The organism is Deltaproteobacteria bacterium, from assembly GCA_016210045.1.
In the GTDB taxonomy this organism is placed as follows: Bacteria; UBA10199; UBA10199.
On sequence record JACQUX010000009.1, the window covers coordinates 47825 to 73662 of the forward strand.

Below are 25838 nucleotides of genomic sequence, written 5' to 3' on the forward strand. Positions count from 1 at the left end.
GGAAATGATGGTTCGCTTACTTGACCGTGTGCTCGCTGCAGAGCGCAAAATAATTGGTCGAGATCGATCCCCCATTGTTCACGTGTTTCCCTTGCGCGTCGAGATGATCGGCGAAGCGGATTAGGCCCACCAGATGTTCGCCGGCGCCGCAGGTCAGCGCATCGGTCGCGGCTGGCGCGGCGTCCGCGTTACAGGTCAGTTTGTCGATATGGCGCACCGCATTCGGCTGCGAACTGCCGCAACCACCCCAGGCGGCGAAGGCGCAATATCCCGCAGCCGGCGTTGCGAGTTTGATGCCAGTCGCATATTGCCCGTCGGGGCACGCGACCGATTCGGTCTCCGACGTCTGGCTCTTCGCCAATTTGGGGAACGTCTCTCCATACGCGATTTCGTCGACCAATTTCCCTGCTACCCACAGCTCGGCCGGTTTCTCCACACCACTCGCGCCGGACGGATTCCAGGTGCGGCATGTCCATGTCTGATTCGTTCCTTTCACTAAGACGGACTGGTGCGGACACAGGACCATCGTCGTCGCGACGTCGCTCAGGATCCAATCCGCGCCGAGATTGAACAAATATCCGTCGGAGGCATCGGTGATGAATGACTGATTATTATAAGTGGCCTCGGAAGTCGCTCCGCCGTTCACAGATGGCACGCCGATCCCGTTCGTCCCGAAGAAGACGGCTTCATTGACACTGAAGGTCGGCTTCGTAAACGCGTCTGTCTTGAGCGACGCGCAATGTCCAGCCAAGCCGATGAGTCGCCCCGATGGCTGTCCCGCATTTTTCACTGCGGGCGCAATGCCGACAACGACTTGATCGCCCGGACATTTGAGCTCGCTCGAGTCTTCGAAATTCCCTTTATTATTTTTGTTCTCGAACGCGACTTTCGCCGTCGTGACGTTCCAAGACTTGTCCGTGTGGGTTGGCTGGACTGTCCAAGTGCCACTGCCGAGCCCATACGCCAACGGTTGGATGGCGCGACAGAAGACCTCGACATAGCTCAATCCGGTGTATCCACACTGTATGTCCGCACCGGTATCGTTACAGACATCACTGGCCACGAGTTGCTTCCGCAACCGCCAGCCGACGACCACGCCACCCACCCCGCAATCGGCCGTGATGGTCTCGCCACCACTGCCGCCGATGTACTGCAGATTACCGAATTCATACGATTGATTATCATACGCTGCTGTATTGGTGAGTTTCGCACACCATGGTTGATTGATTCCGTCGATCTCTAATCCGGCCCGAAATCGCAGTCCGCGCGCCACGTAATCGGTCGGACAGCCGAACGATTGGAGAGTTTGTTCCCCATCCGGATGGCCGAAATACGGAATGGCCTGTTCCGTCGCGCTGCTCACGAGTGCGCCGCCCTGTGGCTGCTGTGTCGCTTGCTGCTCTTTCATCGCTTGCAGCGCTTCGAATTCTTTCTGCAACAATTCCATCTGTTGTTTTTTCTTTTCCGCCGCGGCTTTCTCTTCTTGCGATTTTTTCAACGCTTCAAGCAGCGTAGGATTCACTTGGGCTCCAGCCAATATCGCCGTAACCGTCGTGGCAGTTATGACCGGAGGATAGTCCCTCTTCGGCTCTTCAACCACTGGATCCGTCGGCGGCTCTGTTGGCTTCGCCGCATCCACCTTCTTCTTCGCTTGCTCTTGCAACGCTTTCAATTGCGCTAATTCGGCCGCCATCGCTTGCACCTTGGCCTCTTCCGCCTCGACTTGCGCTTGCAGTGCTGCGTTGTCCGCTGTCGCCGTGGATGCTCCAGGATCGGGCGTCGTCACATCCGGCAACGTCGCGCCTGGCGCTTCCGGAGCCGGCGTTCGTGTCGGCGTCGTCACAACGGCCGGGGCTTTCGGCGCGGGCTCGCGCGGTTCGGCGTTGTCGCCGCAACCGGTGGCGACGAGTCCCACGGTGACGAGTGCGATGATCAGCGGATACATAGAAACCTCCCGGTTGTGCTTTGTCTGTGTTGTGGAGCGCATATGGTAAATCCCCCTTCGAACGATCTGGTGAATGTCCTAGCTCGCTAGTACAGCAACCCATGTGCCAATTAGCGCGGGTTTGTGCGCCCGCGATCGTCGTCCGTCAGCCCGCCGATTTCTATCGCTTTTCTCTTGTCGCACTGGCGAGGCACCGCCACGCTCGACCGCTCATGCTCTGGGGGATTGAATCCCCGGGGACTGGGATTACGCGGCTGGGTATTTTTTTGCCGCTTATCGCACAACGTCCTTTACCCCTCCGGGAATAATCCGTTATAATGATTACAGATCATTGGTGCAGGCGCTGCGATCACGACCGATGATCAAACTTTTTCGGAAAGGACGGGGCGGCGTACCACCACCACGCACGACATGAGCGAGCGGGCATCGGGACGCGACAAGGCTCCAACTCTGCAATTCCTCGGTGCGGCCGGAACGGTCACCGGTTCGAAATACCTGCTGCAAACTGCGCATGAAACCTGGATGGTCGATTGCGGCCTCTTCCAAGGCCTGAAGGACTTACGACTCCGCAACTGGGCGCCGCTGCCGGTCCCGGTCGACTCGATCGACGGCGTCATCCTGACCCACGCGCATATCGATCACAGCGGCTACATCCCGCTGTTGGTCAAACATCATTTCCGCGGCCGCATTTACGCCAGCGAGCCGACCGTGGATCTCTGCAAGATCCTGCTCCCCGATTGCGGCTATATCCAAGAAGAAGACGCGCGCTTTGCCGAGCGTCACGGATTTTCGAAACACTCAAGTCCGCGCCCACTCTACACGGCGGCGGACGCGGTCAAAAGCCTCGACTATTTGCACGCATTGCACAATGGCGACCTGCACACCCTCGGCGCGGATTTGAAAGTCCGTTTGCTCAAGGCCGGCCATTTGCTCGGCTCGCGCTTCATCGAAATGACATTGGAATATCCACGACGGCGCACCATTTTATTCGGCGGCGATATCGGCCGCTACGATGCACTGATCACGAATCCGCCGCTGCGGGTCCCGGAGGCGGATTATTTGATTTTGGAAGCCACATACGGCGGCCGCGTGCATCCGAAAGAAGATATCTTCGCGCGCTTAGCGGGCATCATCAATGAAACGGCGTCGCACGGCGGCAAGGTCCTGATTCCGGCCTTTGCCGTGGGCCGCACGCAAGAAATGCTCTACATCATGAAAAAATTACAGCATCGTGGTCTGATTGATCCGAAAATTCCCGTGTATCTCAACACGCCGTTGGGGATCGACGCGACGGAGATTTACTCGCGCTACCTCGAGGAACATCGGACCTTTTCCGGCATCACCAACGGCCATGGCAATGGGCATGGCGCCAATCCGTTCCACTGCGAGAATTTGCACTTGGTGCACGACCAAGAAGGCTCGAAGTTACTCAATACCATCCCCGGCGCTGCGATCATCATCGCGGGGAGCGGCATGATGACCGGCGGACGGATTCTGCACCATTTGCGCGCGTATGGCAGCGATCCGCGTTCGTGCCTCATTTTGGTCGGCTATCAGGCCGAAGGGACGCGCGGGCGTGCCATTGTCGATGGGACGCGCTCTATTAAATTGCACGGGCAACAAATCGATCTCCGTTGTCGCACTGAGATCATCGAATCGCTCTCCGCGCATGGCGATCAAATCGACATCATGCGGTGGCTCTCCGGATTCCGTCGGCCGCCGAAGAAGACATTCATGGTGCATGGCGAACCGGAGGCCGCCGAGGCACTGGCCACGGCCATCCGCGAACAACTTCATTGGTCGGTTGAAATCCCTACGTATCTCCAATCCGTCACGCTCGAGTGATGCAACCGGCTGCGCCGTCTGGGGGCTGGATGCCCCAGACAGTCGCGCAGTGGCCCACGAAAACCGCAGCGAATCGCGCCATTACCGCTACCACTCTCTGGCACACGCGTTGCTCATTACGTCCAACAGATGCTGAACGTCGCGCCCAACTACTATCAGCTCCTCCAAGTCGATCCGTCGGCCGCGCCGGAGGTGATTCAATCCGCGTATCGAACCCTGATGACAAAATTGCGGATGCATCCCGACCTGGGCGGGCACACGGAGACCGCCTGTCGCTTGAATGAGGCCTATGCCGTCCTCCGCGATCCGGCACAGCGGCACGTCTATGATCAGCAATTGATCGAGGCCAGTACGCGAACGTCGACAATCTCTCATCTCACAGATACTCACAACACCCGAAACGACAGCACAGCGCCACCCAGCGCGCGTCGCCATATTCGTCGCCCGGGATATCATCGCGCGATCATCGCGCAGACGCCGCACCGCGCGCCGCTCACCGGGCAGTTGCTCGATCTCTCGGCCCAAGGCGCCAAATTACGACTGGCCGCGGCCGACGTGCCGACCGGGCCGATCGCCGTACAATGCTCTGAATTCGCGGCCTGTGGCCGTGTCGCATGGTCGCGCTGCGGTACCGGTGCCGCCGCCAACGAGCTGGAAGTCGGATTGCAATTCGACAATCTCACGCTGCATGGGACATATTTCTTACTCTCCACCCACGCGTAATGCAGGCCGGCTGCTTTCCGTACGGCTCACGGTAATCCGTGCCGGCCGCGTCGTGGTTTGACCGACGCGCGCGCGCAGTTCGTAGCGTCCGGGCTCGAGGCGCAAGAACGTCTCGGCGTGGGCGGCCGCACTCCGGTCGATCACCGCGCCATCGACCAGCCATTCCACGGGCAGCGATGCTTGCCGTGCATGTTCGGCGAGGACGCGCGGCAGCCGCGCACGGCAGCGTAGTTGCTGACGATCCTGCGGCTGATGCGGATCGAGCAGAAAGTGATCGCCGTCGACGGGCGCCAACAGGCGGAAAGATTCGTGCGGCTCCGGCACTTGCGGCGATACGGCCGCGCCGCGCGTGGCCCAATCCGCTTTGACGATCGCGCAATCGCGTTCCCGGCAAAATGCGGCGCGCGCCAGCTCGGCCGGCCGTGGAAATTCCAGCGGCGGGAGCCCGCGATGCAATCCGCGCATCACCGCGTGCCACACCGGGATCGCCGAACCGGCGCCGGTCATCCCGGGCATCGGGGAATTGTCCGTGTGGCCGAGCCACACCCCGACCGCGTAGCGCGGCGAATAGCCGATCGCCCAGACATCGCGCGATCCGTGCGAGGTCCCAGTTTTCACGGCCATCGGTTGGCCGTCGAGATTCATCAGCGCCGCGTCGCCGAAACTCCGCAGGCGTGCCTCGGGATCGCTCAGAATGCTGGTCACCAGAAACGCGGCGCGCCGCAAATCGGATGCCTCGGTGATAGAGAAGGGCGATTCCGTTGGAACCGCGTCGGAACCTTGCTGCATCTGCACCCCACGAAACTCGCCGCCGCGCGCCAAGGCGGCGTATGCGTTCGTCAGTTCCAGCAAACTGACGGCGCCAGAACCGAGCGTGAGCGCGAGTCCATAGTGCGCCGGCGCTTCGCGCAGCGAGGTCATGCCGAACGAACGGAGTAGCGCCAAGTAATACGGCGCGCCGAGCGCCTCGACCGTCAGCACGGCGGGGATGTTCAACGAATTAGCCAGCGCCTCGCGGATCGTCAGCAGGCCATGGAAGCGCCGATCGAAATTGTTGGGCGTGTAGCTGCGTTCCGCGCCGAGATAGAAGTGATATGGCGCATCGATTACGAGATCCGCCGGGCGCCGTTGATGGAGAAACGCGAGCAAATACGTGAACGGCTTGAGCGTCGAACCCGGTTGGCGCAATGCGGTTGCGTGATTCACTTGGCCGCCGCGCGTGGTATCGGCCGCGTCGACGGAGCCGACCAGTGCGCGGAGCTCGCTCGCAGCCACATCGATTACCACGACGGCCCCTTGCAGCGCCGCGTCGGCGTCACGCAGCCGCTTGACTTCGCGCTGCAGCGTCGTCGCGGCGAGACGTTGGACTTGAACATCCAGCGTGGTCTGGAACACGCGATCGCCGGCTGCCGATGGCGCCGCTGCCGCGTCGCTCGTCAGCAATGCCGTCACCAGGTGCGGCGCGGCGTTCGGCGGCAGCGCGGGACGCGTCAATACCGCGAACCGATTCGGGCGCCGAATGCGCGCGGCCAATTGTTGCGCCTCCACAGCGGTCACATCGCGCGCCGCTTTGCCGAAGTACGCTTGCGCCGCTGCTTCGACGCCGTAGCGGCGATGCCCGAGATAGACATTATTGAGATACCGCTCCAGGATCTCCGCTTTACTCCAATGCAGTTCACAATCGATCGCGACGACGGCCTCCGCGAGTTTCCATACAAAAGTGCGCGGGATGCGTCGCCCGCGCCAATTTTCCAGCAGGATTTTGGCCAATTGTTGCGTGATCGTGGAACCGCCTTGTCCTACGGCGCCCGCGCGGACATTCGCGACCACGGCGCGTCCGAGGGCCAGCGGATCGATGCCCGGATGGTGATAAAAGCGCCGATCCTCTTGCGCAACAACTGTGTTGATCAGCGTCGGCGCGATGGCCGCTAACGGCACATATTGCCGCGATCCGTACCGCTCGCTCGGGACCTGCGCGAGGGGAACACCAGCGCGATCGACGACCAGCACATTCGCGCGCGGATCCGGTGCCGTGCGCACGTGCTCGGCGAACACGCCGGCCGCCAACAGGCACGCCAGCAAGCCCCCCGCTATGACCCACCGTTTCCGCATCGTGCCGAGGCGTATATAACAAGCGGCGCAACGGATCTACTGCGCACTTACTTCACCGGACTGAGGCCTTGTTTGACGTAGAGCGCTTCGAACGGATTGCCGTCGTTGTTGGTGTCGCCGTCGACGTCGAGGAAGATCGGATTGGTGAATCCCCAGGCGGGGATCGCATACAGCGGATCGGTGTAAAACGCTTGCAGGGTCGGCACGGTCGCGGTCGGCGGCTGCGCGCCGGCCTCGGCATGATTGTGCAACGCGACGGGAAAGATCGGGCGGAAGCCCGGCGTTTGCGGGGTGCCGCGGGCAAAGGCGACAATCCAGGTATCGGTCTTGATGTCCAACGTCGCCTCGACGGTCGCGCGGATCACGCCGTCGCGCTCCTCCCACTGTTTCAGCGTCCCGTCCTGCAGCCGAAATGTCAGCAATGGTTGATAGGCATAGTGGGGGCGATGATACGGCTGGTAAAACGTCTGCGCATGCTCCGCCGTCCCGCGCATGATCCCGAAATTGTCGTCGTCGACCGGTTCCGTTTCCGTGTTGGCATACAGTTCGATCGTATCGAACCAGGCCCATGCGGGGGCCGTGACTTCCACACGAACTTTCGCGCGATGGGTTCGGAGCGTATCGCCGATTTCGGCGCGCCGGCCTTCCTCGTTCTCCGCGGTCATCGACACAAACGGTCCGGCGGAGACGATCACTTGGTGCCGATTCACCGCGCGCGCATATTCGTCGGCGCTTAAGTCCCGCAAATCCCCGCCCATTCCATCGGCGGGGTCGAGCGCGGAACGGACAAAATTGCGCGGCAGGCCGATCGGTCGCGCGATGATATGGCTGTCCGAATCGGCCGTCGCGGTCAGCAACACGCCGAGATTCAGCATATTGAACCACTGCGGCAATCCCGACTCCAACAGCTTCGTTTCCGTCAACTCCGACCCGATCGTCAACTCCACTGCGGTAAAGCTCGCGCTCGTCGTCGGATTCCCTTCCCACGGCAGCGGCAGATCGGCCGGCCCGCCATACGGGAGGCGCAACATCATCGGATCGCTGAACGTAGAGAGCGGCGGCACGTGCTCGGTCTCGCGATATGCATTCGAGGTGACCAGGCCGTTGATCAGCCACATGCCGGTGATGTCGTTGATGTGATTCACTTGCAACACCAGCTCGCCGGACTGTTGTTGCCGCACGCGGTCGATAATTTCCTGGACCGTCATTCCGACTGTCGGGCCGGCACTGCCTAGTTGCGCGCCGCTGCCGAGCGACCAATCGAGTGCGCCGCCGGCCGGCTGCAGGGGATCGGCCTGGAGCGGGAACGCGTGGATATGGCCCAAGTGATTCGGCGTGATCTCGTCGCCCACGATGGTGCCGACCGTGCCGGCACGGACCATGCCGCGCGACTCTAGCTCCGCGATCAATGGGGCATAGTCGAACAGGTAATCGTGATCGGAGGAATGGAGGACGTCGAGCCCTTCACCGGCCGCGGCGATCGCGCGTTGGCGCGCCGAGACGGTGCTGTCGGGCGAGGCCTGGGCGTGGACGTGAAAATCCGCGCCCACGTAGCCGAGCGTCGGCACGACACGGCGCAACCGCCCGGGCGCAATCGCTGTAATCCCATACGTGGCGACGTGCAGCGGTTCGACGCGCAATTCGTATTCGGGACCGCGCGAGTACGCGAGCAGGTACTCGCCCGGCTCCAGCCGCAAGAAACTCTGTTCCGTTGCATCGATCCCGCCGCGTGCGTTGAGATAATGGAGTTCCACGACGCCCGGCGGACGCTCGTGGATATCGGTGTCGTGAAAAACCCCCGGATGGCCGCGATCGGGACTCGGATCGGCGCCGAGAATCGTCAAGCGAACAGGGATCGGTTGACCACTGCCGGATTCAAACATCGGGCCGGTGAACTGGATGACGCCGCCCTCGCCGAGTTGACACTGCACTTCCGCGAATGGCGCCGCGCGCAAGTCGATCGTTTCCGGCGTGCAGGTTCCCGCGCGCTCGCCTCCACGTTCACGAAAGCCGGTCGCATCGACGCGCACCGTATACGCGCCGCTGCCGAACGCGCGCGCAAACGCATCGCTCCCATCCGGCAAATGTCCGCTGAACCGGCCTTGCGCGTCGGTGCGATACGTCACGATCGTCTGGCCCGCTTCGTTGAGGATCGCGACCGCCGCGCCGGCCAGCCCGGCGTCGCTGCCATCCACAACGCGCCCGTTGACCGTTCGCGTCGGGAGTTGCAACACGCGCAAGCCTTCATCCAGCACCGATCCGGCGGACCCATCGCCGATCACCAAGTAGCGCGTGATGGTCCGGCGTCCGTGCGCCGGAATCGTGAAGTGAATGTTGGTCTCCGTGCCCCCGCCGATCGGGAAGACATCGGTAAATTTTTCGCCGAGCAATACGCCGGTGACGCCGGAATAACTGAGCGAACTGGCCGGGAGCCGCTCCGATGCCTCGGCAGCGGTCGCCGCCTTGGCACTGCCCGTGGGGATCGTCACAAATTGCCGAAGATCGTAAAAGTATCCATACGAGACATCGACTCCGGGATGTCCCGCGTAAATCACGGCTGCGGTATCGCCCATAATTTGGCTCATCAACGCCGGCGCGAAGCCCTGTCCCGGAATCAGCAGATCAAGTTCGCCGCTCCCGTTGACATAATCGCCGATCGGCAGCGTCAACGGTGCATCGCCATCATTAAAAAACGTGGTGCGCAATTCGACCGACCGCGCGCCGTTGGGAAGTCGGTATTCCGTCAACACGTCCGGCCGCAGATGGCGCAACTCCGTCGCGGTAAAGGGATCGTTCACGTCGTCGTATTGCGCATCGTACGAGAGCGATTGGCCGGTCAAGGCCTTGGCCAGCGGTTCCAGGAAATCGATGTCGAGATACGGGTACGGCGCCAAGCGACTGCGCACGACAACGACAGGATTGGGCAGTTTCGCATCGCGCTGGCTCAGCGGCTCCAATTCGCCGTTCAAGAAACGATCGAGTTCAAATTCCCGAAACGCCAACGCCTCGATCCCGTTCAGCGTCCATTCCACATTCACCATCGGGAGCATCACGCCGAACTGATCGTGCCCTGTTCCCACGCCACCGGGACGCACCCAATCCGCGTCGATCAAATGGCCGCCGAAACTCCCGACGCCGGGATAACGCCCGTGTTGCTGGATTGCCACGCGGACGATGCCATTGCTCAGTATCACGTCTCCCGGCCGCGCCGCGGCCTGCGGCCCGCCGATCAGCTCCGCTGCGGACTTCGCGGCATATGGATTGGACGTCGGCGCGGGCGCAATTAGCGTCAGCGACGGCTGATCGGACGGCAGCGTCCCCCCCGCACACGCGGACAACACGAACCCCAGCACCCCGACATAGCCAATGCGTCGCACACTCCTATATCGGCAGTTGGTGGAAGAAGTTGCTAACGAGCGAGTGGGGGTGGTGTCGCGGCGGCTGCTTACGCCTGTTCGATATCCTCTGCGGTATCGCCCAGCTTGCGCCCGACTGCCGCGGCGGCATTTTCGATCTCTTCGAGCTGGTCAGCATCCATGCCGTGGGCGGAGAGTCGTGCCGCCGTGTGCCGACAGAGTTGATCGATGTCTGTGATGTTGCGTTCCTCCAAGACCTCCGCGAGCACAGGGCTCATCCCGGGTAAGTCGCGGACCGGCCAGAGGACGGGGTCGTCGCGCAACGTCAACCCGTATCCCCCCAAGGTGCGTCGGAGCGCGACCAGCGCGTGGCGGCCAAATCCACGCGGTCGTCCCGCCGCATCCGGTATGCGGATGCTCCTGGTGACACGGAAGAGGCCTGCCGGTGATTGCTCGCAGAGTTGCCGCAGCGTGGTGATGTCCGCTTGGCCGAGGATCGCCGCCGAATGGTCGTTGATTCCGAACTCCCACAGCGAGACGTCGCCGAGCAACGGTCCGCGCCACGCCTCAAAGGCAAAGGGGATGACCGCGAGCGGATACTCCAATGCCTCGGCCGCGCGTCCGGTGTATCGGAGCACGCCGAAGTAGCCAAGGGAACAGAGGGCAACCAACAAGTCGTAGTCGAGTGGAAACTGCGTGTTTCCCTGTTCGTACGCCAGCACTAGCGCGCTGAGGATCGGTTCATAACCCTGGCCCGCGAGCGGGACGACGCCCCGTGCGACATAATCGGCCGTCGATGCGACGATTCCCTGCAGGGCCTGGGCCGCATTCGCGCGTGTGACAGGGGCTTCGGAGGCGCCTCGCAACATGCGCCGCAGATACGTCAGTCGATTGCACGTCTGCGGATTCAAACAGCGCACCTCTCCGAGGATCGTCGGTGCGATCTCCGTCGGGCTCCGGGTTCCGGGCGCCCATGGCGTTCCCGCATCCGTGTCAACCTCCGACAACATTTCAAAGACGGAGAGACAGGCGGCTAACGAAATGCTTTCTCGTCCCTGCACCAATAGCTGGAGCGTGTCGCATTGCCCCGAAGTCAATCGCGGCTGAATGTCGGCCGCGAAGCGCGAGCTTCGTACCATATCGATCGCGCGGGCCCCGGCCGAGCCGACGAGCCATTGGATCGATTCCCGTCCAGCGGAGGTCTGGCGGGGAAGCAGTGGCCGGCGTGCCAAAAAACGGGCGATGACCGGATCGGTCGCGCGCGCGACGCGCGGATACCGTGCAAATTGGATGGGACACATCCTGCACCTCCTGTTTTTAGTTGTCGGTCATTCATCCATCGGCACGCCGCCAAAAAGGTTGCTAACAAAATGGGTATTCAATATTCAGGGCCTGCGCAACCGCTACGACGTGCTCGCATCCTTGCCAAACCGTGCCTGGGGTTCTACAAGCGGCGCATGGCTGGTCGGCGTCGGTGGTGGGGGAAGGGGCAAATGCGGGGGGCGGTCGCGCTGGCGCTGTTGGCGGGCATTGCCGCCGCGTGCGCACGAGCGGCCGCACCGGTGGACGCGCCACCCGCGGCGGCGGAGGTGGCAGCCGTGTATGGGATCGGCACCGTCACTGCGACGCATACGTTTCAACTGAAACTCGCCGACGCGGCCACGCTGAAGACGCTGCATGCACAGGAAGGGGACTGGGTCGCGGCGCAAGCGCCGTTAGTCACGTTGCTCGACGGGCGCACGTTCCGCGCGCCGTTTCCCGGCACCGTCACGGCCCTGCCGTTCAAGCCGGGGGAAAACGTCTTTCCGCAACTCCCGATCGTCACCGTGACCGATCTGCAGGATCGCTACGTGCTCGTCTCGTTGGAACAACATGGCGCGCTCCGGGTCCGGGAGCGGCAACCGGTGCGACTCAGCTTCGAAAGTCTGCGCGCAGCGCGATTCACCGGCACTGTCCGCGCCATTTATCCGCACGAGGGCCAATTCCTGGTGCACATCACTGTGGCCGAGTTGCCGCCGGCCATCCTCCCCGGCATGACCGCCGACGTGGCGATCGAAGTGGATCGATCGTCCACAGAGTAGCCTATGTGGTTTCTCGCCGTTCGCTATTTGTGTTCGCGGAAGCGTCAGTCGGTGCTGATCCTGATCGGCATCTTGCTCGGGAGCGGCGCGTTCGTGACGATCTCCGGGATGATGCTCGGGTTCCAAGAATTCCTGATCGAACAGCTGGTGAACAATGACGCGCATATCCGCATCTCGGCGCGCGAGGAATTGATTACGCCGGACGCGCTGCAACCGCTGCTATTCCCGGAACGCGCGCGGGTCGCGTGGATCGTGCCACCGTCGGGACGGCGCGATTACGCGCGGATCGATCATCCGCAAGGCTGGTATGACCGGCTGGAAGCGGAGCCGAACGTGGCGGCGTTTTCGCCGCAGTTCGTGGCGCAAGTGCTCGTGCGGCGCGGCGTGGCGACGCAAACGGGCCGGCTGATCGGCTGCGATCCGGAACGGCAAACACAGGTGACCAATTTCGCCGACTACATGATCGACGGCACGTTCGAAGCGATCGGTCGCAGCGGCAATCGGATTATCGTCGGGGAAATGTTGTTGCAACGACTCGGCGGACGGCTCGGCGAGACGCTGCTGGTGTCGGTCGGGAAGGGCGTGCCGGCGCCGTTCAAAGTCGTCGGCGTCTATCGTACCGGGATGCAGCAGATCGACGAAGTCGCGCTCTTCGGGAGCTTGAGCGACGTCCAGCAACTGCATCAGACGCCGAGCTACGTCAGCGACATCGCGGTGAAGCTCCATGACTACACCACGGCGCGCGCGTTGGCCGCGCAGTGGCAAGCGGCGAGCATCGACCGGGTGCAGAGTTGGGACGTGATCAATTCCGGGACGCTGTCGATCTTTCGCACCCAGAATTTCGTCCGTTCGTTAATGACCGGCTCGTTGCTGTTGGTTGCGGGTTTCGGCATTTACAACGTGCTGAACATGATGATCGCGCAGAAACGCGGCGAAATCGCGATCCTCCGCTCCATGGGTTACGAGGCCGGTGACGTGCGGCGCTTGTTCCTCTATCAAGGATTGGTGTTGGGGATCATCGGCGGGCTGGTCGGTCTTGTGATCGGCTATCTGGCGTGTTGCTACATCGCGACGATTGAAGTCGATCCGGGTCGGTTCAATCGCGGCGGCCGGATGCTCGTCTCATTCGATATTTGGATCTACGTCCGCGGGATCGTCCAGGCCGTGGTCGTCGCGATCTTCTCCAGCCTGTTTCCTGCGCGCTCGGCGGGACGGCTGTCCCCGGTGGAAATCCTGCGCGCGGAGGTGGGTTAATGGCGCTGCGCCTCCAACAGATCGAAAAGGTCTTAGGTGATCCACCGACCACGATCTTGCATGGGATTTCGCTCGAAATCCCGGCGGGAAGTTTTGTGACGATCACCGGCCGGTCGGGATCGGGCAAGACGTCGCTGATGTATCTGATGAGCACGCTGGATCGGCCGACGCGCGGCAGCGTGGTGATCGATGATCGCGACATGGCCACGCTCTCCGCGAGCGCACTGCACCAATTTCGCAATCAACAGATGGGATTCGTGTTTCAATTTCATCATCTGTTACCGGAGCTGACTGCATTGGAGAACGTGTTGCTCGCGCCGCGTAAGGCGGGACAACTTGCCGCGCAGCGCGACTGGGCCGTGGAACTCTTGGCCCGAGTCGAATTGGCCGACAAACAGGAGCGATTGCCGAATCAACTCTCGGGCGGCGAGCGCCAACGCGTCGCCATTGCGCGTGCGCTGGCAATGCGGCCACGCTTCGTGTTCGCCGACGAACCGACCGGCAACCTCGATTCGCAGAGCGGCGACTTAGTGATGCAGATTTTGCGCGACATCAATCGAGACCTCGGCACCACGGTCGTCTACGTCACCCACGATCCCGACTACGCCGCGCTCGCCGCCCGCCAGATCCATTTAGTCGACGGCCGCGTCGTCCCGATTTGAAGAGTGCCCGCCAGTGGGAGTGTTCATATAAGGCTAAAAAAGTCGTGACTTTTTTATTGGTATATGAAAACATCCGTGCATGCCACTGCGCTATGCCGCGCCGTTGATCCAGCAGTCGCTCCACGATGACCGCGTGATGGCCTTCCTCTGTGGGCCGCGCCAAGTCGGCAAGACGACGCTCGCGAAGGCCTTGCTCCGCACCGCAGCTGCCTATTTCAATTGGGACATCGCGACCGATCGACAGCGCATCATGGCCAACCCCGAACGCTTCTGGGAAATGGAAGCCGGCCCCGGTCAGCGCATCGTACTCGACGAGATTCACAAATATCCGCGTTGGAAGCGTTTTCTCAAGGGGTTGTTCGATGCCGTCGCTCCAGAGATCGAGATCCTCGTGACCGGCAGCGGTCGGCTGGATGTCTACCAACGTGGCGGAGATTCCCTCGCCGGCCGTTACCATCTGATCCACCTCTATCCTTTCACGGTCGGAGAGCTTCTGCGCGCGGATCGTCAGAGTCTCCGCACTCCGGACGAGGCCTTCCGGGCCATCTTCGACCATGCCCCACCAGCCGGCAACACGGCTGCCCTGAACCAGATCGATCGTTTCAGCGGCTTCCCCGCCCCCCTCTTCGCCGCCACGGAGACCCGATTGCGTCGGTGGCGCCAGACCTATCGACAGGTCGTCGTGCGCGAGGACCTCCGTGATCTGACCCGCATCCGTGAACTGGGCCTGGTCGATCAACTGATGCTGCTTCTACCCCATCGAGTCGGCGCCCCTCTCTCCATCAATGCACTCCGCGAAGAGCTGGCGGTCGCCTTCACGACCGTTCAGTCGTGGTTACTCGCCCTCGCGCGGCTCTACGTGTTGTTCGAATTGCGCCCCTTCGCCGGCAAGCTCGCCCGCACGCTCCGGCGGGAGGGGAAGATTTACCTCTTCGATCACACCCTCCTCGAAGATCCCGGCGCACGGTTCGAGAATCTCACGGCCCTCCATTTGGCCAAGGCCTGCGCGGCCTGGACCGACGCCGGATTTGGTGAGTTCACCCTCCACTACGTGCGCGACAAGGAACAGCGCGAGGTCGACTTCCTCATTTGTGAGGCGCGCCGTCCGTACGCCCTCATCGAATGCAAGCTGAACGATGCCGCGCCATCCCCCCATCTTCGGTATTTTCACGAACGGTTGCGCCCGAAATACGCCCTCCAACTCCTTCGCCAACATGCCACCCCGAACTTCCTCAGCCACCGGAAGCCCCTGTGGCTCTGCACCGCCGCCCGCTGCTTCGCCCAGTTGCCGTAGTACCAGTGGAGATTGGTCATGAAGATCGTAGGCATGGATGGCCGCGTGGCGTGAGAGGGTGAGTGATTTTTCTGATGCAGCGCCGCGATTTTTCCGGCATAACGCCGACGATGCAGATCCATTTCCTTGGCACCAACGGGTGGTTTAATGCGGAGACCGGAGAAACGTCCTGCGTGCTGGTCGACGCGCAAGAAGCGTATGTCATCTTCGATGCCGGCAACGGACTCCGTAAATTAGAGCGGCATATTACCGATCCGGCGAAACCGATCTATCTCTGCCTCAGCCATTTTCATCTCGATCACGTCTACGGCCTGCATATGTTGCCGAAGTTCCGCTTTCCGCAAGGGATCACGATCCTCGGCCAGCCGGGGACGGAGCGGACATTGCGTTCGCTGCTCGGCAAACCGTGGACCGCGCCGCTGGAACGGCTCCCGACCGCCGTCCGCTTCCAAGAAGTCGGCGAAGGCAATTACACCGCACCGTTTCCGCTGGTGGTGCGATTCCTGGTCCACTCCGACCCGTGCATCGGATTCCGCGTGACGCTGGAAGGGAAGACGATCACGTATTGCACCGACACCGGCACCTGCGAACAGCTCAGCGTGTTGGGGCACAACGCCGACTGTTTCATCACTGAATGCTCGTGGCGGGTGCCGCAACAGCAACCGGGCTGGCCGCATTTGGCCCCGGAAGATGCCGCCGCTGCGGCCCGCGCGGCCAACGCGCGCCAACTGGCGCTGGTCCACTTCGAAGGCTACACCTATCCCACGCTGGAAGCGCGCACCGAGGCCGAAACACGCGCGCGCGCGATTTTCCCCGCCACCCGCGCGATGCACGACGATGACGTGATTACGTTGTAACGGCAGTGTTCCCCAACAACCGTTCGATGAAGGCGGCTGGTGTGAACGGCGCGAGGGATTCGATCTGTTCGCCGGAGCCGATGAAGTGGATCGGGAGTGGAATGGTGCGGGCCAACGTAAACACTGCGCCAGCCTTCGCGGTGCCGTCGCATTTCGTCAAGATCAGGCCGGTCAGGCCCATGCGTTCGTGAAATTGCTGCACTTGCGCGAGCGCATTCTGGCCGATCGTTGCGTCGAGGATGCACCAGCGTTCGTGCGGCGCCCCCGGCAGCGCCTTGCCGATCACGCGTTGCACCTTCGCGAGTTCATCCATTAACGGGACGCGCGTATGCAGCCGGCCTGCGGTGTCGATCAGCACCACGTCGTGGCCGCGCGCGACCGCCGCGCGCACGCCGTCGAACGCGACCGCGCCCGCGTCGGCGCCGGGAGTGCTGGCAATCACCGGCAATTGTAATCGCCCACCCCACACTTGCAATTGCTCGATCGCCGCCGCACGAAACGTATCGCCGGCCACGAGCAACGGTCGTCGCCCGTGTTGCTGAAAGTGATGCGCGAGCTTCGCGATCGTCGTGGTCTTTCCCGCGCCGTTGACGCCGAGGATTAAGATTACGTACGGCGCAGGCGTGGGTGCCGCATCGGCCGCGGGAGGCGACGGCGTGAGCGGTGCCAGCGCGGCATGCATCAAACCCCGCAGCGTCTGATCGACCGTCTCCGGTGTCTTCTCCTTGCGCACCTGCGCGAGCCATTCAGCGGTCAACGTTGGTCCGACATCGCCCGCCAACAACGTGTCTTCCAGCTCGGCGAAGAACGCCGCGTCGGTGATGCGTCGCGTGAAAATCCGTTTGAGCCGTTGCCACATCGCGCCGAGCTGCTTAGCAAACTCATGCGCCAGCGCAAGGCCCGCCTTGCGAAACTCGATGATCGACATCCCCGCGGGTCTTTGTTAGCATCGGAGTCGATATGAGCCATCCCTTCCCTCGCCTCGATCGTCGCTGTATCAGCGTTGGGACCTTGTCAGCAGGGGATGACACCAAGGCGTTTTGGGCCGCAAAATCGCCGCAGGAGCGATTGCAGGCCCTCGAATTGAACCGGCAAATTTTCTTCGCTTATGATCCAACTACCGCCCGACTTCAGCGAGTTCTTGAAGTTGTTGAACGTCCATGGCGTTAAATATCTGCTGATCGGGGGCTATGCCGTGGCCTATTACGGTTACCCTCGCGCCACAGCCGACATGGACGTCTGGATTGCCATCGATCCGACGAACGCAGAAAAAATGTGCGAAGCCGTGCGCGCATTCGGGATGTCCGGCGCGATGTTGAAGGCCGATCTGTTTTTGGAGCAGGATAAGATCGTACGGATGGGCGTTCCGCCGCTGCGTCTTGAAATCCTCACAACCATCTCTGGCGTCACATTCGACGAGGCCTATGCGGCGCGGCAATCGGTGCAGATTGCCGGGACACCTGTTTCTCTGATCAGCAAAGAGCATCTCATCCAGAATAAGCGTGCCAGTGCCCGCCACAAAGATCTGGCCGATGTGGAACAGTTGAGTTCTTGATCGATCGCGTATCTCAAGGGTGCTGAAGTCGTCTAGGCCGACTCAGGCAACATTATTGCCGGGATGCCGATAATAACCATATGCGGGTCGGATGGTCCCAGTGGCGGGCAGTCGGGCGGAGTCTCGTGGGGAGGGGGAGCGGGGCAGCCGCGCAGCCGTGCCCGGCGCGCGATGCCACGCGGCCGGCAGCGCCACAGCCCTCCGTGGCACGACACCCCGCCACCATCGAGCGCATTGCCTGTACGGGACGTGATGGCAGTCGGATTTGGCTCCCGCAGTTGACCGAAGCGGCACGGACCCAGTTGGGACTCCCGAGTGCATTGGAATGGGATGCACTTTTTCATCTGGCGTATCGTCTTTCATCACATGGCGAACCGTTGCGTCTCCAAGGTGCGCCGCAACCGCGCGTAGCCGCACTGCTCCGCTTGCTGCGGCGGCTCCATCCGGATCAATCCCGGCTAGTGGAACACGGGACCGGATGCGTGATCCGCAACCTGGTTGCAGCGGCCGAAGCGGGGTTTACTGACCTATTCGCCGTAGAATCTCGTGACACAGATCGTTCGTATCTTGAGAGGACTCTCCCGACGGCCGACGTGCTCCCGGACACCTGCTCGCTGACGGCCATGGACCCGGATGACTACGACGAACGTCCCGCTGCGGCCCGCGACACGGCCGTCAGCATCTGGACCCACCCAGCCATCCAGTGCGCGCTCGACGGCAGTGAATACCCCTATCTCGGTCCCTACATGCGCCGTCATGTCCTCCCCGGTGGCGATGTGTTGCTGCAAACCGATCTGCCGGAGATGGTCTGGGCCGTGGTACACGGCGCGTTCCCGCTCCAACGTCCGCGGTGGTGGCAACGGTCGCGCCCCGAGCCCCTCGAATGGGTCGTTGTCCACACCGCCCGCGATCCGGTACTCGGCAGTCCGTATGCCGAACGCGGCGTGTGGGTGATATGGCTCCGCCGCTTAGCGGAGCCGACGGTGTTTCTGCCGGTGTAGGGTCCGGGTCCGGACGAGAAGGCGATAGCAGCGCGTGCCGCGCGCTCAGCAGATGTTGGCCCACATTCTAAATCATCAGAGCGGGGACAGGTACCTTCAAATGGCCGATCGATCGGCATTTGAAGGTACCTGTCCCCATTCAAATGAAGTTACGCGGCGGTGGGTGACGCCGGCAACGCGACCAAATCGGCCGGCACTTTGGAACCGGCGGTCCATGCAGTATGCAGCGCAGGACCGAGCGGGTGATCACGGTTGATCCGGATAGCGCAGGCGGCGAAAAATCCGTATGGCCCGACATCTCGGACGATCTCAAGCAGCAGAACACCGCCGCATTGGAGCCGGATCCGTTCGGGGAAGCGCGCGGCGGCGATCTCGGCATCGATGGCTGAGGGGCGACTGGCGCGGATGACGCCGGCGAGCATCCCTCCAAGCACCCACAGATGCCCAGTGCTCGCCAGCCACCATGGAAAGGCCACGTAAGATTGCGCGAGCAGCTGAAGACCGCCGAGTGCGATGCCGCCCAGAGCCCAATGGGCCATCGGGCTGTGCAACATCTCGCGCCGGACCTGTCGCTGCACACCGGCCTGCAGGTGTCCGCGATCGTGTGCAATCGGGGCCACGACCGCCCAGATCGCTTCGAGCATACGCGGCACGGGCTCGCCCTCTATCGCGAGGTCGATCGTGACATCGAGCGGGCGCGGCAGCTCGATCGCCAGCGCGCGCAGTTCCGCATGGAGCGCGGTCCCCAACGTGGCGGCGGCGTGTTCCGCAGCCGGGAGGTCGTGCTGTAGCCGCACGGGTGGGGGATACGTGGCGTGCGCTTCGAAGATTGTCGGCGCGCTGCGATCGTTGCGGTCCAGCAACAGCAGTGGCGGCAGACCGCTGCATTCCATCAGTCGTGTCAACTGTTCCCGCAGTGCCGGTGTGACGCCAGCCGGATCGGTCGTGAATGCAATGCCGTCAAGCCCGAGCGACACCGGACGATGGGCATCCGGATAGGCAAGCGCGCCGATTGCCTCGATCCACGCGGGAATGCGCGCAACGTCCGCCGCATCGGCCAAATCGATCCGCCACCAACGGTTGCAGTGCATATGGACCCGATCGCGATGGCTCCGTTCGACCTGGAGGCGGCCGTATGGTGCGACGAGCTGTTGGATCGTGTCGGACAGCGGCGTTGCGACAAGTTCTCCCCGATACAAATCCGACGTGGGGAGCGCCGGCTGCCCTGTCGTGGGAAGCGATGCGACGAGCCGCGCGCGTGCTTGCAGTACGGCAAGTTGTTGGAGCTGTCGCTGCAATTGGCGCCGCAGGCTACGGGCGCGACGACCGGTGGTCTCGAGTAACAACGGGGCCAAGGCCTGCCGCGCGGCCGCCGCATGGTGTCGGCCGATCGCTTCCAGTGCCCGCTCTGCCGCGCGTTGAATGCCGCGCCGCGTGTCGTGTCGGCGGATACGATGCAACGCCGGAATCGTTGCTGCGGCATACGCGTCCTGCGCCATCGCAATCGTGTGTGCCAGTTGTCGCCGAGTTAAGAGTTCGGGCCGCGCCAACAACTGGAGCACCTCGTCGTCGCGTTGACCGCGTGCCGTCTGCAACCATGCGTCGAGTTCCGACATCGTGCCGACGCGGTCCAGCAGGTCCTGACATTGGAATGCCCGCGCAAGCCCAACCAGCGCTGGGAAGCGATCGCGCTCGGCCTGCCAGACATAATGCGCGGCCGCGTCAAATTGGGTGTCGAAATGTCCGGGCAAGGTCTCGAGCGCGTCACGCAGCAGTCGTTGCGGACGATGCTCAGTGGGGATGGCGTCCGAGGGGGCGAGCAAACGGCTGCTGCCGTAGATCGCCAGTGGCACGTTGCCCCACGGCGTGTTGATGGCGACGCGCGTGTCTGTGAGGACTGCGGCCAGCAGCGTGACGGCCGCTGCGCGATCGGCTCCTGTGGCCGTAAACGCCGCCGTCTCCAAGACCTCGAAGAGGGCCAGCAGCTGCGGGGCGTCGTGCTCCACGCGCGTCGCAGGCCACCAGGTCGCGTGGATGCGTGCCGCGCCTGCCGCGCGATCCTGCGGTGCCGCAGCGGCCAATGCGCTCAGTTGCCCGGTCAGGAGTGCGGCGTGGTGTCCAGTGGAGGCGAGATGTCGTGCGTCAGCGGGGACGACGGCCGGCGGCGTAATGCCGATGCCGCCTGCAGCCGACACAGTATCCAGCGATTCGCCCGCCACGTCGCCGCGTAGCGCTGTCGGTTCGTCGACGCGCGTCATCCGTAACGGGTCCCCACGCACCGGTCGCGGCGCCCGCCGGTCCTGGGGACCCAGCGATCCGCCCGCCATCGCATAGGCCGGCCGCAATCCTCCCGGCAGCGAAATCAATTCATGAATTGCCCGACGAAGCCGGGGGAGCCCCACTCGCACCGCCATACCCTTTCCTCACTCCCCCGCGGCCCTCTAACAGAGCCCACCCCCGCATGTCCAATACATTGCAGGGGGACAGGTACCGTCAACAGCCCATTTTATCGGCATCTGACGGTACCTGTCCCCCTGCAATGACTATGTGATCGATTTTCGAACGGTGGGGTCGTGTGATTGAACAATGTTGTGCGTTCCGCGCGGACAATCATAGCGGGTTGGTGTGAATACTAGCTGGGATTTGCCCGGTGTCGCCGTTGGTCCCGTTTCTGCAACAGGGTATCTCTGGTATGGCTCGATTCCCTCGGTCGCTGCTGTCGGACCTCACATCGCACTTCCATGTCATCTGTCGCGGCAATAATCGCGGAAAATTATTCCTCGCGGAAGAGGACTATGAGCAGTTTCACGGGCTGATGCAGCGGGCCTGTGCCCTGTGGTCGGCCGAGATTTATCACTATGTCTTCATGACAACGCATACGCATTTCTTATGTTGTGTCCCGACCATTCAGACGTTGTCGAAGATGTTTCATTGGATCCAGCTCTTGTACTGCCAATATTATCAGCGAAAATATCCCGCGATTGGTCATTTGTGGCACAGCCGTTTTCGTTCGATCCCTATTCTTGCAGAATCCCATCTGTTGCGGTGTGGGCGTTACATCGAGCTGAATCCCGTAGCGGCCGGATTAGCCCTGCAGGCTGCAACGTATCGGTGGAGCAGTTATCAACGGTATGCCTGCGGGAGACCCGACAATTTGGTCACACTCAGTCCTTGGGTCTTGGCGATGGGTGAAGATGTGGGCGAACGGGCATTCGCTTATGCGGCGTATGTGGAAGAGGGGGCCACCGCGGGCAGTGACGAAGATGCGCTGCTGTTCGAACAAAAGACGACTCCCAGACTACCGGAGCAACCCCGCATTCCCAAATGGTGCACGCGTTAAATCATCAGAGCGGGGACAGGTACCGTCAAATGGCCGATTGATCGGCATTTGAAGGTACCTGTCCCCATTCAAATGAAGTTACGCGGCGGCGGTTTTGGTGTCGCGGTCGGTGCGGTCGCGGGCGTGGGCGCCGAGTTTGACGGAGACGATCTTGGAGATGCCGGCCTCTTCCATCGTGACGCCGTAGAGCGTGTCGGCCAGTTCCATGGTTCGTTTGTTGTGCGTGATCAGGATGAATTGCGCGTAGTCGGTCATCTCCCGCACCATCTCGTTGAACCGGTCGATGTTCGCGTCGTCGAGCGGGGCGTCGACTTCGTCGAGCAGGCAAAACGGCGATGGCCGCACCAGGAACATCGCGAAGATCATCGCGACAGCGGTGAGCGCCTTTTCGCCGCCCGACAGCAGCGTCATGTTCTGCAGCTTCTTGCCCGGTGGCTGCGCGATGATTTCCACGCCGGCCTCCAACGCGTTGGATTCGTCGGTGAGCACCAGCTTCGCGTTGCCGCCGCGGAACAATTTGGGGAACAGTCGCTCGAAGCGTTCGTTGATCGCGGTGAAGGTTTCCACGAAGCGTTCGCGACTGACGCGATTGATCTTTTGAATGGCACGCTGCAACGTGGTCAACGAATTTTCCAGGTCGGTGGCTTGGCGGACCAAGAAGTCGTGGCGTGATTGCAGCTCTTCGAATTCGGTGATTGCGTCGCTGTTCACGCCGCCGAGTTGTTGCACTTTGGCGCGCAGTTCTTCCGCGCGCGCGCTGGCGGGTTCCAGCGCGAAGTCGTCGCTGAGGTATTGCGGCGCGGCCTCGGCAATTTCCACGCGATATTTTTCCATGATGTCGTAGCGGAGGAAATTCTGCCGTTCCTGCTGTTGCGCCACTGTCAGTTCGATTGCGTGCTTCGCCTGGACGGCCGTTTCGTGGCGTCCACGAAGTTCCTTCAAGCCGGCCTCCCGGTCGCGCACTTGTTCCGTGGCATCGTGAAATCGCCGTTGCACATCTTGTTGCGCTTGCAACGCGGCCTCGGCCTCGCGTGCCGCGGCGGCGCGCAGTTCCTGCAATTGGGTGCGTTGCCGCTCCGCACTGGCCACGGCCGCTTCGCCGTCACAGATCTCCGCCGCCTTCCGTTCGCTCGCGGTAATCGTTTCGGCGATCGAGTTGGCCAGTCGTTCGATGTCCCGTTCGCTCGCGCGCGCGCGTTCCTGTTGCGCCGCAAGGTTGGCGCGAATCCGCGCCAGTCGTTCGTTGGTCTGTTCGAGTTCTTGTCGCAACGCCGTTTCCCGTTCACGGGCCTCGGTCAACGCGCCGGTGGCGGCGCGACATTGCGTATCGAAATCACTACGCGTGGTGGTCAACGTGGCGGCTTCGGTGCCGGCTGTGTCGCGTTCCGTCTGAATGCGGAGCGTCGTCTGCTGGGCGTCCGTCTGGGCGCGTTGGATCCGCTCGCCTTCCTGTTCCAAGTGGCGCAGCTGTTGCCGATATTGGGCGAGCTGCACTTCTTCCGCATGATGATCTTGGGAGAGCGCCGTGACGCGCTGTTGGAGGCCGGCGATTCGTTCCTGACAGCGCCGCTTCAATTCCTGCGCGGTCTGTAGCGCGGTCTGCGCCGTCGTCGCCGTGACGCGCAACGTTTCGCATTCCCGTCGTCGCGCGAGCAACAACTGCCCCGTCTCGTGGTCGCTCCCCCCTGTGACGATTCCGGCAGGGCTGAGCACTTCGCCGTCCAGCGTGACAAACGTCGTGGTCGGGTGTTCCTCCCACAGCCGAACGGCGTCCGCGAGACTTTGCACGACGACGACATCCGCTGCGAGCAGCGGAACTAACGCCGTAAACGGTTCCGCCGCCGTGACGAATTGGGTCAGCGGGCCGAGCACTCCATCGCCGCTGAACGCATCGCTGTTCAGCGTGCCCGTACGTCCCGCCAGCGGAATAAATGTGCTGCGTCCATGTCCGCCGTGTTTCAAATAGTCGATCGCCGCCGCGGCTGCGCCGATCTCTGCGACCACCAGCGCCTGCAGCCGTTCTCCCAACACCGCAGCCACGGCGGTTTCATATTCCGGGACGACTTGGAGGGCATCGGCCACCGTGCCGCGCAACCCAGCGCGCACCGGCTCTTCCACTGTGGGTTGGAGTAAGGCCTTGACGCCGACGCCATAGCCTTCCAAGTTGCGTTGCAATTCCTCCAACGAATGGAGTCGCGATTGCGCTTGCTGCAGCACCGCTTGGCGCGATTCCACTTCCGCTGCTTGCCGTGCCAATTCGGCTTGTTGTTCCGCAATCGTGGCTGCGACGCTGCCGCGCTCTTCCCCGAGTTGCAAGAATTGTTGTTCGCGGGCGGCGATCGTTCCGCGGACTTCGGCCAGCGTTTGCTGCGTGGTCCGTTGTTGTTTCGCCAGCGTGGCGGTTTCTTCTTCCGCACGGGCCAACTGGGTCGCCAGTTCCGCAGTGCGACGTTGCAAGGCCTCCGTTCGCGCCGTGACGGTGGCCAGTTCCCGCTCCGCGTTCATTTGAATCTGTTCTTGCGCGCGGACTGTTTGATGGACAAGTTCGAGTTCCGCGCGCGCCGCCTGACTGGCGGTCTCGCCCTCGCGCAGTTCGTCGTCGGCGCTCGCCACGCCAAGATCCGCCGCGAGCTTCGTGTCATTGGCGTGATGCAATGCCTCGCGCCAGGCCGCGACACGGGCCGCGGCCTCTTCCTGTGCCAGGCAAGCCGCGACGCGTTTCGCTTCCCATTCTTCCACTTCCTTCGCGCTGAGCGCCAAGCGGGTTTCGTACAAATGGAGTTGGTTCTGTAATGCGTAGCTGTGTTGTTGCGCGGCGGACAACGCGGTCTCGATGGCGGCCATTTCCAACCGCAACTCCGCAATCGCTGTTTCTTGGGCATTCAACGCAGCCGCAGCGCTCGCTTCCGCCTCGCACTGTTGTTGCAACTCCGTCGCGGTCCGCGTCTGTTCGGTCTGCGCGAGCGTCCATTGATGCGCAGCGACGCGTAAATCGATGGTGCGGAGTTCGTCGGCCAGTTCCCGATACCGTTCCGCCTTCTTCGCCTGGCGCTGCAACGCCCCCAACTGGCGCTTCAGTTCTTGAATCAGGTCTTGCAGCCGCAGCAAATTTTGCTGCGTGGCTTCCATCTTGCGTTGCGCGGCCTCACGCCGATGGCGAAATTTGGAAATTCCCGCCGCCTCTTCCAATAAATAGCGCCGTTCCTCCGGTTTGGAAGAGACGATCTGGCCGATTCGGCCTTGTTCGACGATCGAGTACGCCTTGGTCCCCGTTCCGGTCCCGAGAAACAGGTCGATGATGTCTTTCAATCGGCACGGGGTCTTATTAATGAAATATTCGCTCTCGCCGGAACGATAGAGTCGTCGTCCGACTGTGATTTCGGCGTAGTCGGCGAATTCGGCCGGGGCGCGGCCGTCGCTGTTGTCGAACGTGATGAAGACACTCGCCATCCCCATCGGGGCGCGGGACTGGCTGCCGGCGAAGATCACGTCGAGCATTTCCCCGCCGCGCAGATGTTTGGCGGATTGCTCGCCCATCACCCAACGAATCGCATCGACGACGTTGCTCTTCCCGGACCCGTTCGGTCCGACGATCCCGGTAATGCCGCGTTCAAATTGGATGATGGTCCGGTCGACGAACGACTTGAATCCGACCAATTCGATAGATTTCAGATGCATAAGCAGCTCACAAATATCATGGCCTTTTGTGTCGCGTAAAGAATTCTCTGCATAATCCTATTGATTTTTCTCGGGGAAAGCAGGTACGAGGGCGGAACTTCATCGGGGGCAGGGAATATTTTCTAACATTAATAT

The 25838-nt window shown here is 62.1% G+C and carries 17 protein-coding genes; 10 read left to right on the plus strand and 7 right to left on the minus strand.

Annotated features, from left to right (window positions below):
• Positions 1 to 16: 16 nt before the first annotated feature.
• The gene (locus tag HY696_02250) at positions 17 to 1945 is read right to left on the minus strand and encodes a hypothetical protein (GenBank protein MBI4237224.1); all 1929 of its coding nucleotides are present in this window, start codon (positions 1943 to 1945) and stop codon (positions 17 to 19) included.
• 411 nt (positions 1946 to 2356) lie between these two features.
• On the opposite strand from HY696_02250, the gene HY696_02255 reads away from it, so the two are divergent.
• Both HY696_02255 and HY696_02260 read left to right on the plus strand, forming a co-directional pair.
• Positions 2357 to 3790 carry an MBL fold metallo-hydrolase gene (locus HY696_02255; protein MBI4237225.1) on the plus strand — a complete coding sequence of 478 codons (1434 nt, stop codon included), beginning with the start codon at positions 2357 to 2359 and terminating at the stop codon, positions 3788 to 3790.
• A gap of 129 nt (positions 3791 to 3919) precedes the next feature.
• A complete protein-coding gene (locus HY696_02260) occupies positions 3920 to 4513 on the plus strand; it encodes a DnaJ domain-containing protein (GenBank protein MBI4237226.1) in 594 nt (197 codons plus the stop codon).
• On the opposite strand, the gene HY696_02265 is transcribed toward HY696_02260, so the two are convergent.
• The 3 genes from HY696_02265 to HY696_02275 form a co-directional block, all read right to left on the minus strand.
• Complete coding sequence (locus HY696_02265) at positions 4493 to 6625, minus strand: transglycosylase domain-containing protein (GenBank protein ID MBI4237227.1); 2133 nt, start codon at positions 6623 to 6625, stop codon at positions 4493 to 4495. The genes HY696_02260 and HY696_02265 overlap by 21 nt on opposite strands.
• Before the next feature lie 47 nt (positions 6626 to 6672).
• Positions 6673 to 10002 (minus strand): CehA/McbA family metallohydrolase, encoded by a 3330-nt coding sequence (locus HY696_02270; GenBank protein MBI4237228.1) that lies wholly within the window; start codon positions 10000 to 10002, stop codon positions 6673 to 6675.
• Between the two features lie 68 nt (positions 10003 to 10070).
• Positions 10071 to 11282: a hypothetical protein gene (locus HY696_02275; GenBank protein MBI4237229.1), complete on the minus strand. Its 1212-nt coding sequence runs from the start codon at positions 11280 to 11282 to the stop codon at positions 10071 to 10073.
• 156 nt (positions 11283 to 11438) lie between these two features.
• Here HY696_02275 and HY696_02280 point away from each other — a divergent pair, with 156 nt between their 5' ends.
• The 5 genes from HY696_02280 to HY696_02300 all read left to right on the plus strand — a co-directional run bounded on the left by HY696_02280 (position 11439) and on the right by HY696_02300 (position 16129).
• Positions 11439 to 12062 carry an HlyD family efflux transporter periplasmic adaptor subunit gene (locus tag HY696_02280; protein MBI4237230.1) on the plus strand — a complete coding sequence of 208 codons (624 nt, stop codon included), beginning with the start codon at positions 11439 to 11441 and terminating at the stop codon, positions 12060 to 12062.
• 3 nt (positions 12063 to 12065) lie between these two features.
• Positions 12066 to 13316, plus strand: a complete 1251-nt coding sequence (locus HY696_02285) for an ABC transporter permease (protein MBI4237231.1) — start codon at positions 12066 to 12068, stop codon at positions 13314 to 13316.
• The gene (locus tag HY696_02290; protein ID MBI4237232.1) at positions 13316 to 13978 is read left to right on the plus strand and encodes an ABC transporter ATP-binding protein; all 663 of its coding nucleotides are present in this window, start codon (positions 13316 to 13318) and stop codon (positions 13976 to 13978) included. Before HY696_02285 ends, HY696_02290 begins: the two co-directional genes overlap by 1 nt.
• A gap of 79 nt (positions 13979 to 14057) precedes the next feature.
• Positions 14058 to 15272 (plus strand): ATP-binding protein, encoded by a 1215-nt coding sequence (locus HY696_02295; protein ID MBI4237233.1) that lies wholly within the window; start codon positions 14058 to 14060, stop codon positions 15270 to 15272.
• A 110-nt stretch (positions 15273 to 15382) separates the two neighbouring features.
• Positions 15383 to 16129 (plus strand): ribonuclease Z, encoded by a 747-nt coding sequence (locus tag HY696_02300; protein MBI4237234.1) that lies wholly within the window; start codon positions 15383 to 15385, stop codon positions 16127 to 16129.
• Here HY696_02300 and ftsY read toward each other — a convergent pair.
• Entirely contained in the window at positions 16119 to 17057 is a 939-nt protein-coding gene (gene ftsY / locus HY696_02305; GenBank protein ID MBI4237235.1) for a signal recognition particle-docking protein FtsY, read from the minus strand. The genes HY696_02300 and ftsY overlap by 11 nt on opposite strands.
• 180 nt (positions 17058 to 17237) lie before the next feature.
• Here ftsY and HY696_02310 point away from each other — a divergent pair, with 180 nt between their 5' ends.
• Both HY696_02310 and HY696_02315 read left to right on the plus strand, forming a co-directional pair.
• Positions 17238 to 17684 (plus strand): nucleotidyltransferase, encoded by a 447-nt coding sequence (locus HY696_02310; protein ID MBI4237236.1) that lies wholly within the window; start codon positions 17238 to 17240, stop codon positions 17682 to 17684.
• Between the two features lie 80 nt (positions 17685 to 17764).
• The gene (locus HY696_02315) at positions 17765 to 18685 is read left to right on the plus strand and encodes a hypothetical protein (protein ID MBI4237237.1); all 921 of its coding nucleotides are present in this window, start codon (positions 17765 to 17767) and stop codon (positions 18683 to 18685) included.
• A 149-nt stretch (positions 18686 to 18834) separates the two neighbouring features.
• On the opposite strand, the gene HY696_02320 is transcribed toward HY696_02315, so the two are convergent.
• A complete protein-coding gene (locus HY696_02320) occupies positions 18835 to 21099 on the minus strand; it encodes a hypothetical protein (GenBank protein MBI4237238.1) in 2265 nt (754 codons plus the stop codon).
• 278 nt (positions 21100 to 21377) lie between these two features.
• Here HY696_02320 and HY696_02325 point away from each other — a divergent pair, with 278 nt between their 5' ends.
• Positions 21378 to 22025 carry a transposase gene (locus tag HY696_02325; GenBank protein ID MBI4237239.1) on the plus strand — a complete coding sequence of 216 codons (648 nt, stop codon included), beginning with the start codon at positions 21378 to 21380 and terminating at the stop codon, positions 22023 to 22025.
• A gap of 78 nt (positions 22026 to 22103) precedes the next feature.
• Here the strand turns inward: HY696_02325 and smc are convergent, their stop codons facing one another.
• Positions 22104 to 25703, minus strand: a complete 3600-nt coding sequence (gene smc / locus HY696_02330; GenBank protein ID MBI4237240.1) for a chromosome segregation protein SMC — start codon at positions 25701 to 25703, stop codon at positions 22104 to 22106.
• Positions 25704 to 25838: the final 135 nt, after the last annotated feature.